General features: G+C 59.8%; 3 protein-coding genes and 2 rRNA genes (1 of these 5 running past the window's edge). All 5 read right to left on the bottom strand.

Annotated elements, in window-relative coordinates:
• Nucleotides 1–190: 190 nt before the first annotated feature.
• The gene (gene recD, locus AC1MEE_RS22185; RefSeq protein ID WP_480411685.1) at nucleotides 191–2,290 is read right to left on the bottom strand and encodes an exodeoxyribonuclease V subunit alpha; all 2,100 of its coding nucleotides are present in this window, start codon (nucleotides 2,288–2,290) and stop codon (nucleotides 191–193) included.
• Nucleotides 2,287–5,997 carry an exodeoxyribonuclease V subunit beta gene (gene recB, locus AC1MEE_RS22190; RefSeq protein WP_480411686.1) on the bottom strand — a complete coding sequence of 1,237 codons (3,711 nt, stop codon included), beginning with the start codon at nucleotides 5,995–5,997 and terminating at the stop codon, nucleotides 2,287–2,289. Before recB ends, recD begins: the two co-directional genes overlap by 4 nt.
• On the bottom strand, nucleotides 5,994–9,479 hold the full coding sequence (gene recC / locus AC1MEE_RS22195; protein ID WP_480411687.1) for an exodeoxyribonuclease V subunit gamma: 3,486 nt from the start codon (nucleotides 9,477–9,479) through the stop codon (nucleotides 5,994–5,996). Before recC ends, recB begins: the two co-directional genes overlap by 4 nt.
• A 179-nt stretch (nucleotides 9,480–9,658) precedes the next feature.
• Nucleotides 9,659–9,774 (bottom strand): 5S ribosomal RNA (gene rrf, locus AC1MEE_RS22200).
• Nucleotides 9,775–9,929: 155 nt separating this feature from the next.
• Nucleotides 9,930–11,290 (bottom strand): 23S ribosomal RNA (locus tag AC1MEE_RS22205); it runs 1,530 nt beyond the window's last position.

The raw sequence follows: 11,290 nt of genomic DNA on the forward strand, positions 1-11,290 counted from the left end.
AGGCTGCGAAAAGGTCGGCACGACCTTCAGCGGTCTCAAGAAAGCGACCGGTTCCCGGTCGATCGCAGCCTTCGGCAGCTCCTACAGGGGATCAGCGTTAAGTTGAAAATTTATGCTTTATTTTTCAATGACTTATAGATTGTTTGATGAGAGTGAACTTGTTCACGAAAGCGGTGCATCAGGCACACCGCTACAACCCCAGCATCAAGCCGCTCAAACGCTTGACCTTGCGCCTTAGCGCCTCTTCAAAGACTCCCTGGCGCGGCTCGATCAGACTGAACCAATGCTTGGCGCGGGTGATGCCGGTGTAGACCAGTTCCTTGGTCAGTACCGGATTCAAGGCCTCGGGCAGGATCAACGCGGTGTGGGCAAATTCCGAGCCTTGGGATTTGTGCACGGTCATCGCGTACACGGTCTCGACATCGTTGAGCCGGCTGGGCAGCACAAAGCGCACGCCGCCGCTCCCGTCGTTGCGCGGGAACGCAACGCGCAACACCTGACGGTTCGCCTCCGAGCCGCTGCGTTCCGGTAAGCGCAGGGCGATGCCGATGTCGCCGTTCATCAACCCCAGCCCGTAGTCGTTGCGCGTCATCAGCACCGGGCGACCCTCATACCAGTGTTGATCGCTTTCGATCAGGCCCGCGTTGAACAGCGCATGAGTGATGCGCTGATTCAACCCTTCAACACCCCATGGCCCTTTCCGCACCGCGCACAGCAGTTGGAAGGCGTCGAACGCCGCCAACACTGACCGTGCCCAAACCGTCCAGCATTGATCTTCAAGCGCAGCACCTTCGGCGGGACGCTGATCGGCCAGCACGCCCAGGTAATGTCGGTAACCTTGCGGCCCTTCGGCGCCCTGCCCGTGCCCCTCCAGCAGCAAGCGCTCCAGCGAGCGGTCCTGCTCGCCCTTGAGCGACAACGCAAACAGATCCTTGTGGCGCTGGGCGGCGAGCAACGCCCGGGCGTCTTCGACCTGTTGTTGGTTGACCAGCCGAGCCAGTTGACCGATACCACTGCCCTGCACGAAACGCCGGGAGTGGCGCAGCATCACCACTTGCTGCGCCAACGGGAACTGCGTTGCATCGCCCTGTTGCAAGCCGCTTTTGTCCAGGTCCTCGCCGCTGACCGCTTGCAGCCAGGCTTGGGTTTGCGGGCTGTATCGGCCCGCCTCGGCATCGCGACACAAATCGCCCAGTACCGCGCCGGCTTCCACCGAGGCCAGTTGGTCTTTGTCGCCGAGCAAGATAAGACGCGCATGGGACGGCAACGCATCCAGCAGATTGGCCATCATTTCCAGATCGATCATTGACGCTTCATCGACCACCAACACGTCCAACGGCAGCGGATTACCGGCGTGGTGACGGAAGTGCCGGGTGCCTGGTCGGCTGCCCAGCAAACGATGCACAGTAGTGACGTCGCTGGGGATTTTTTGCCGAATGTCTTCGACCACTTCCAGGGACTGCACCTGGTGGCTGATGGATTCAGTCAGCCGCGCCGCCGCTTTACCGGTCGGCGCCGCCAGACGGATGCGCAACGGTTGGCCATTCTCTACGGCAGGCGCCTGCAACAATGCCAATAGCCGTACCACAGTGGTGGTTTTGCCGGTGCCGGGGCCGCCGGTGATGATGCTGAAGGCTCCGCGTGTCGCCAGTGCACACGCCAGTTTTTGCCAGTCGATCAACGCGTCGGGGGCCGGATCGGCCTTGCCGAATAACCCATCGAGTCGTTGCGCCAGATCCGCAGGAGCCGCTTCCTGTTGCGCCAGACGCTGACGCAACGCGGTATCGATGCGCCGTTCGTAGCTCCAGTAACGACGCAAATACAGACGCCGATCAGACAATACCAACGGCTTTTGCGCGGCCGCCTCGCTGTGATCATCGGCTTGCGCCACCAGCGCGCTACCGGCCAATGCCTGACACCAGGCGCCACCGTCCAGCGCCACCAGCAATTGCGATGGCAGCAGCATCGGCCCCGCCTGCACGTCACCTTCGGGTGGCAGCGACAGGGCGAAATCCGGTTCTTTCAGGGTTTCATACAGGTCCAGGCAGACATGCCCATGCCCCAGTTGGTGACTGGTCAACGCCGCTGCCAACAGCACCAGCGAATCCGCTTGCGGGTCCAGCTCACTGAGGAAGGCGACAAAAGCCCGATCCAGCGCACGCAACCAGCCGCGTTCGACCCAGCGCTCGAGCAACAGCAGCAGGTCGTCAACCCGGCTCAGAGGTGTCAGCTCAGACAGGCTTTGCGCGTCCAGCGGGGTGGGCAACAGTTCAGCGAATGAACGGCTCATGCGGGCTCTCCTGACAGCGCATTTTCCTGAGGCAATGACTTGCCTTGAAACAGTTGATCCAGACTTTCGATCAGCTCGCGAGGCGGGCGGGTGAACCAGGCACCCTGACTCGGCGCACGACTGCCACGCAGGAACAGGTACAAAGCGCCACCCATGTGCCGGTCGTAGTCGTAATCAGCCAGACGCACCTTGAGTTGGCGGTGCAGGGCCAGCAGGTACAGCACGTATTGCAGGTCGTAGCGGCTGTCCAGAATCGAGGCGATCATCGCTTGCTCGGTGTAAGCCTCATCCTCAGCGCCCAACCAGTTGGACTTGTAGTCGGCCACGTAATAACGCCCCTGATGCTCGAACGTCAGGTCGATAAAGCCCTTGAACATGCCATTGAGCGAGGTCGTTTCCGCAGCCGCTCGCGGCGCGCCATTGTGGGTGTAGCGCCGCACCAATGCGTCCATCTGCGCCACATCGACTTTGTGGCAGGCGAACCAGAACTCCATTTCAATCTGATACTGGCCCAGTTGCCCCAGCGACACGGGCTGATCATCGGCCGCCAGACGCAGCGGCACATTGAGCAGGTGCTGCATCCAGTCAGTCAGCGTCGGAATCCAGCCTTGCCAACCGCGTCGATTGCAACGGCTGCCGACAGCTTTTTCCAGCTTGACCGGGTCCGCTGCCGCGACGGCAAAACCTTCGCGCCCGGCCCACTCAAGCAGGCCGTGAAGGAAGGTGCCGGGGTTCGGACCACGCGGGAAGCGATGGATGTCGCCACCACTGACCAGTACTTCTCGCGGCGCATCGGGATCGAGTCGTTCGTCGTCGAACAGTTTTTGCGCTTGCGGACTGTCCGGGGATTCATCGCTACCAGCGGTGATGGTGTCGCCAATGCGCAAAGCGCTGTACGAGGCGATCCACCAATTCTCGGCAGCACGCCGTTTCGGCTGACGCGGCTTAAGCAAGGTCGCTTCATTACGTGGCGGACTGAACGTGTCGGCTGTAGGCTCGGGTAGCGCCAGGACGTTCAAGGCCGCGCAGTCTTTTGCCAGGTTCTGCAGCCATCCCGTCAGCCCGGTCGACTCAGTCAACACAGCGCCGCCGCCGAGCAAATAGCCCAGCGCCGAACGATGCAGCACAGAGCTGCCGCTATTGCCGCGTTTGAGGTCCGTCACCCCGAGCCAGCATGCGTGCTGCGCACGGGTCAGGGCCACGTACAGCAGGCGCAAATCTTCAGCCAAACGCTCGTCATCCGCTTGTTCGATCAATGCCTGCGTCGGCTTCAGACTGATCTGTGCGCCGCCGTCGGTATCGTGGAAGTGCAACGGCAAGCGACTGCCATCCACCGGCTTCGACGAGCAAATGAACGGCAGGAACACCAACGGATACTCCAAGCCCTTGGACTTGTGAATGGTCACGACCTTGACCAACTGTTCATCGCTTTCCAGGCGCAGGATTTGCTCTTCTCCCGCCTGCCCGGACAACGCCAGATGCTCGCCCAGATGGCGGATCAGGGCCTGCTCGCCATCCAGCTCGGCGGCGGCTTGTTGCATCAATTCGGACAGGTGCAGCAGGTTGGTCAATATACGTTCGCCGTCGTTTCGGCTGATCAACGCCTGAGGCAACCGGAAGTCGTGCAGCAAACGCCGCAGCATCGGCAACACGCCCTGAGTGCGCCAGATCACACGATAACTGCGGAACTGCATCACCCGCGCTTCCCAGGCGAGTTCGTCCTGATTCAGACGTTCAAGCTCGGCCAGAGACAGGTTCAAGGTGATGCACGCCAGCGCCCCACGCAAGGTGCGCTCGGAGTCAGGCTCGGCGCAGGCTTTGAGCCAGGCCAACAGGTCATGGGCCTCTTGGGCGGCGAACACTGAATCCTTGTCCGACAGATAAACGCTACGCACACCACGGGCCGACAGCTCGCCGCGAACGGCCTGCGCCTCGTTGCCGTCACGGACCAGAATCGCGATATCGGCGGGCAGCAAACCGCGCAGCTCTTTACCCGGTTGCGCGAACCCGGTAAGACCTTGCTGGCCCTCATTGAGCAGACGCACAATTTCGCTGGCGCAACTGGCGGCCAGCTGTTGTCGATAGGTCACCCCGGACACTGGCTGATCACTTTCCAGTTGCCAGACGTTCAGGGCCTGCTGTGCCTGGCCATCGATCTGAAAAACTTCCTTGCGGCCTTGGGATTTGACCGAGGCGAACGGCACCGGGTTGGTGTCGCCATCGCGGAACAGAAACGCACCGCGCCCTGTCGCGCTCTGCTCGGCACGGGCGAACACATGATTGACCGCTTCGACCATCGCGTGGCTGGAGCGAAAGTTGGTGCCCAGCGTGTGCCAGCGGCCAGTGGTGGCCTGTCGCGCACGCAAGTAAGTAAAAATATCGGCGCCACGGAACGCGTAGATCGCCTGTTTTGGGTCGCCGATCAGGAACAGCCCGGTCTCGTGGCTGTTCTCTTCGAGGCGATAGATACTCTCGAAAATCCGGTACTGCACCGGGTCGGTGTCCTGGAATTCATCAATCAGCGCCACCGGGAACTGTTCACGTATCAAGGTCGCCAGACGTTCGCCGCCAGCGCCGTGCAGCGCCGCGTCCAGCCTGAGCAGCATGTCGTCGAAACCCATTTCCGCACGCCGCCGCTTCTCCTCTTCAAAGCGCGCGCCGACCCATTGCGCGGCGTGTTCGATCACGGCGGCATCGGGCGTGGGCAACCCGTCGAGGGCGGTTTTGAGTTCGAGCATCGCATCAAGCGCCGGGTGCGACGGCGGATCGCCTTTCCAGGCTTCGGCCATGCCTTCGGGCGTCAGGCGCGTGAAGCCGGTGCCCAGATCAAGTTGCTCCTGATCGTCGTCGGCGGCCCAGGCCCTGAGTTTTTCAAACCAGGGTTTGAAGTAGCGTTCCTGCATCTTGCGGCCATCGACGGCTTTGGTTGTCACCGCATCGAGGCAGATGACCAACAACTCGGCAGCCCAGTCGGCCCACGGGGCTTTCAGGGTTTTAAGCGCTTCACGACGTTGTAGCAACGAAGCTGCGATCAGCTCGGCGGGCTCTTGGCTGGCGATGTTTCTGTCTGTGCCGAACAAGGCGCGGACCCGTGGCAACAACGCCGCCGGACTGCCCCAGTTGGCGCGGACCCAACTCAGCGCATCTCCAGCCATCGGGTAGCAGAACCGTCGCCAGTAATCGCGCAGCACTTCACTGAGCAGTTCGCTGTGATCGGTTTCCAAGGTCTGGGTGAACAGACTGCCACTGTCGAAGGCGTGCTCGCGCAGCATGCGCTGACACCAACTGTGGATGGTCGACACTGCGGCTTCATCCATCCACTGCGCCGCGATATCCAGGCGACTGGCGCAGGCCGACCATTGCTCGGCGCTGAATTGATCGCGCAGTTCAGCGATCAGGTCATCCGGCGAGGCAATCTCGTTGCGGAAGAAGCGTGCGGCTTCCGCCAGCCGGGTGCGAATGCGGTCGCGCAGCTCTTTGGTCGCGGCATCAGTAAAGGTCACCACCAGAATCTGCGGCGGCAGCAATTCACGGCCGAAACCAGACTCGCCGCCATGGCCGAGGATCAGACGCAGGTATAACGCAGAAATAGTGAAGGTCTTACCGGTGCCGGCGCTGGCCTCGATCAATTGGCTACCGTGCAGGGGGAAGCGCAGGGCCAGGGATGCTTTTTGCTCTTGAGCCGTTTGTTCTTGAGTGGACGTCATGCGCTGGCCTCCTCGGTGGACAGGGATTGCCAGGAGGCTTCGTAGAGCGGTCGATACAGCGCGTCACACCAACCGACGAATTCTTCGCTGTCGATCAGTGCGGAAAAATCCGCGAACTGCCGAGCCAACGCCGTGCTTTCACGACGCTCGCCATCGCTGTTCACACCATCACCTTCATAGGCTTTGCAGGCGGCTGCTTCAGCTTTGATTTCGTCATTCTGACCGAGCCACGCGAACGCGGTTTTGACTGCGACCGGCAGGGGGCGCTGCATACCGGTCTGCCAGGCCATCAACAGATGATTCAGCGCCGTTGCCGCAGCGTCTTTCTCCAGCGGCCCCAACAACAAGGTTTCATCGCTGGCTACCAACGCCGTGCTCAGCGGCAAACCACAGGCACAGGCCACCAGATGAATTACCCACGGCCGCGTCAACCGGTGCCACTTGCGAGTTTTCTTCGAGCCGATGGAGTTTGGAATCGCTGTCACCGCCAACAAGCCACCGCTGCTATTTTTGTGCAGCCCGCTGAGCCAGCCGTCCAGGCTCACAGTGCCGTGAGCAAAACTGACGGGCAACGCACTGCTCAGCGACTCGGGCCACTGGCGCAGCAAGTCCTGGTAACGCTGGAGCAGATCAGGTAACGGCTCGATCAGTTCTTGTTGCAGGCTGGTGCCAAACCCCGCCATGGGCAGCAATCCACTGCCCTGCAGTCGTCGGGCCTGTGCCGACAAGGCGTCGTCGACCTGTTCGGGGCGAGCCAATGCGGCTTCGAGCAGGCTTTCGCTCAGGGTGTAGCGCTCAAGCGCATCGAGCACAAAGGGTTCTTCATCGGCGAGCGGCGCTTCAGCCACCTCGAAGAAAATCTTCAGGCGCTGGCTGAAGAAGTGGCGAACAGGATTACGTAAAAAGTCCTGCAATTGCGCGAGACTCAGCGGCTCTTCTTGCACATGCTCAGACAGTTTTTGTTCTTCGCCGATGGGGGCCTGCGACTCATGCAGCATCTGCCACTCACGGGCGAAGCTGAAGAAACCGCTGCCCTCGTGGAAGTAAAGGGCGCTGAATGGCTGCAACGGGTGCTCAAGGGTCAGCACATGCAGAAGCTGCTGACCGGGATCACGCTTTTTCGCGTCTTCAGGTTCAACTGCCCCGGCCAGTTTCCAACCGCTGGCGAGATGATCGCGAAGCTGGCCGATCAGCACCGACGCCGGGCGCTCGCTGTTGTCGCGGATGCTGCGTCCGACCCAACTGATGTAAAGCTGATCGCGGGCAGAGAGTACCGCCTCCAGCAACAAGTAACGGTCATCCTCGCGCCGCGAACGGTCGCCGGGGCGGTAGTCGCTGCCCATCAAATCGAAGTCCAGCGGCGGCTGTGCCCGTGGGTAATCGCCGTCGTTCATGCCCAGCAGGCAGACCAGCTTGAAGGGGATCGCGCGCATCGGCATCAGCGTGCAGAAATTCACCGAGCCGGCCAAAAAGCGTTGCGACAAGCGCCCTTGATCGAGGCCGGCCAACCAGGCTTCGCGGACGACCGTCAGCGGAAGTTCGTCCAGCAAGCTAACCGCTTCACAGGTTTCCAGCCAGGTTTCACGTAACTGTTCGAGTTGGCCGAGCAGGTAATCGTCATGCTCGCTGTCCGCCTTGAAGAACAGCTGCAACATGGCTTGCAGGCGCGTGCCCCACACCTGCGGCGTCGCCGGGAGCGATAGCTCGGTGTGGGCGACTTGTAAGGCATCGATCAGCGAAACCAGCGGGCCGATCAACGCGGCATCGAGCCCGCCAATCTCATCGTAGGGTTCGATGCCATCACAGGCAGCACCTGCCCCAACCGCATAGCCCAGTAGCATGCGGCGCAGACCGAAATGCCAGCTGTTCTGCTCCAGTTCATCCGGCAAACCGAGGCCCGCGCGCTGCTGGGCATTCAATCCCCAACGCACACCGGCGCCTTCGATCCAGCGATGCAGCGTGGCAAGGTCACGCTCTTCGACGCCAAACCGCGCGCGCAATGCAGGGACGTCCAGCAGGTCAAGGATTTCACTGACCGGGAAGCGGCTGTCCGGAATCTTCAGCAGATGCTCCACTGCAATCAACAACGGCTCACGGCCGCGCTGGCCCTGGTCCGCCAGCGTGAAGGGAATGAAGCGCCGATCATCGCGCTCGAGCTGGCCGAACACGGCACGGATGTGCGGTGCGTAGCTGTCGATGTCGGGGACCATGACGATCACATCACGCGGACGCAGAGTGGGATCAGCGCTGAAGCGGGCGAGCAACTGATCGTGCAGGATCTCCACTTCCCGCTGCGCGCTATGCGCCACATGAAAACGGATCGAACGATCCTTGCCAGGATCGACGGCTGGCCACAGTTCCCGGGTTTCGTTGAGTGGACGCAGTTCGAGGATGTCGTCCTGAAGCTGATTCAAAATCGTGTTGGGGTCGCTCTCGCTGAACAGATCAATGCGCCCATCCCTGAACGCTGCCCGATAGCTGTTGGGCTCGTCATAGCTGTCCAGCAGATTGATGTAATCGCGACCTTGTTTACCCCAGGCGGCGAGCAGCGGATGCGCGTGTTGGTGCAGCGCTTCGGGGTCCAGTACCACCGGCATCCCGGCTTTACGTGCCTGGCGTTTGTATTGGTGCCGTAGCAGGTCTTTATCGGCGACGATGTCTGCCCAATGGTGCCGGCACGGGTTATGAACGCAGAGCAGCACCTGGCTGAATTTCGCCAGCCCGGCCAATGCTTCGAGCGCTTGCGCAGGTAGCGAAGAGATACCAAAAACAATGACCCGCGAAGGCAGGCCCGCAGGTGCCTCAGTCAGGCTATTGATACGCTCGATAAAACGCTGGTGAACACCCGCGCGGCTTTGCGCCATGCCTTCTGCACCGACGTCCAGCAACAGCGCACGCCACAACTCTGCCTGCCAGCAATTGGCAGGGGTCAGGGCTTTGGCTTCACCTCTGCCGTTGCGCAGTTGATGGCGACCCGCAGCCCAGTCTTCAAGCCAATCGGCCCGGTATACCTGGTATTGGTCAAACAGGTCCGCGAGCCGTTCAGACAATTGATAACGCTTGCGCAGATCGGTATCGGCGGTGAGGAAGCGCTGCAAGGGCTCGAAATGCGGCTGGTCGATCAGTGAAGGAAGCAGTCGCATCAAACGCCAGGTCAGGGGGGCCTTGTCCAATAGCGAAGCGGCCGGGATTTCATCACGCCCCAGCACCACTCGATATAGCTGCCACATAAAACTGCCGGGGAGTTGCACGTCCACTGCGGCAGCGATTCCGCACCCACCCTGATCGTCATCCTGAGGATCTTCAGCCAAGGCCAGCTTCAACCATTGAGCGATGCCGTTGCTTTGCACCAAAGCAATTTCATTCTCCAGGGGCGCCAGCGGATAACGCCGCATCCAGGAAACGACTAGGCTGCGCAACTCGTCCAGTCGGTTGCCATGAACCACCATGAATCCAGCACTGAGCGTCGTTGTAACCGGCATAGCTGCTTCCTTGACTGATACCGTCAGTGAGTGTCGCGCGCAGACGGCTCATGAATTGAATGAAAAACTGATGGCCGAACCTTAAGGGCAAGTGGGCAGGATTGCCACCTACTCGAACTTTTTTCCGCGCAAAAACAAAACCCCTGTCTGCGTAAGCAGACAGGGGTTTCGGAATTTAATCTTGACGATGACCTACTCTCACATGGGGAAACCCCACACTACCATCGGCGATGCATCGTTTCACTGCTGAGTTCGGGATGGGATCAGGTGGTTCCAATGCTCTATGGTCGTCAAGAAATTCGGTAGCCAGTTCGTGGGCCCTTGCGGGTTCACGCGCCAGCGAATGGGGATGCGATAGATTTGTGGGTGTTGCCAATTTTCGACGTGTAGCGTCTTCACACACCGCAATCTGGCCCTTCTTTCGAAGCAAGCAGATTGCTTGGGTGTTATATGGTCAAGCCTCACGGGCAATTAGTATGGGTTAGCTCAACGCCTCACAGCGCTTACACACCCCACCTATCAACGTCGTAGTCTTCGACGGCCCTTCAGGGGACTCAAGGTCCCAGTGAGATCTCATCTTGAGGCTAGTTTCCCGCTTAGATGCTTTCAGCGGTTATCTATTCCGAACATAGCTACCCGGCAATGCCACTGGCGTGACAACCGGAACACCAGAGGTTCGTCCACTCCGGTCCTCTCGTACTAGGAGCAGCCCCTCTCAAATCTCAAACGTCCACGGCAGATAGGGACCGAACTGTCTCACGACGTTCTAAACCCAGCTCGCGTACCACTTTAAATGGCGAACAGCCATACCCTTGGGACCGGCTTCAGCCCCAGGATGTGATGAGCCGACATCGAGGTGCCAAACACCGCCGTCGATATGAACTCTTGGGCGGTATCAGCCTGTTATCCCCGGAGTACCTTTTATCCGTTGAGCGATGGCCCTTCCATACAGAACCACCGGATCACTAAGACCTACTTTCGTACCTGCTCGACGTGTCTGTCTCGCAGTCAAGCGCGCTTTTGCCTTTATACTCTACGACCGATTTCCGACCGGTCTGAGCGCACCTTCGTACTCCTCCGTTACTCTTTAGGAGGAGACCGCCCCAGTCAAACTACCCACCATACACTGTCCTCGATCCGGATAACGGACCTGAGTTAGAACCTCAAAGTTGCCAGGGTGGTATTTCAAGGTTGGCTCCACGCAGACTGGCGTCCACGCTTCACAGCCTCCCACCTATCCTACACAAGCAAATTCAAAGTCCAGTGCAAAGCTATAGTAAAGGTTCACGGGGTCTTTCCGTCTAGCCGCGGATACACTGCATCTTCACAGCGATTTCAATTTCACTGAGTCTCGGGTGGAGACAGCGCCGCCATCGTTACGCCATTCGTGCAGGTCGGAACTTACCCGACAAGGAATTTCGCTACCTTAGGACCGTTATAGTTACGGCCGCCGTTTACCGGGGCTTCGATCAAGAGCTTCGCGTTAGCTAACCCCATCAATTAACCTTCCGGCACCGGGCAGGCGTCACACCCTATACGTCCACTTTCGTGTTTGCAGAGTGCTGTGTTTTTAATAAACAGTCGCAGCGGCCTGGTATCTTCGACCGGCGTGGGCTTACGCAGTAAATGCTTCACCCTCACCGGCGCACCTTCTCCCGAAGTTACGGTGCCATTTTGCCTAGTTCCTTCACCCGAGTTCTCTCAAGCGCCTTGGTATTCTCTACCCAACCACCTGTGTCGGTTTGGGGTACGGTTCCTGGTTACCTGAAGCTTAGAAGCTTTTCTTGGAAGCATGGCATCAACCACTTCGT

The sequence above is a fragment of the Pseudomonas sp. ASL3 genome (genome assembly GCF_056680425.1).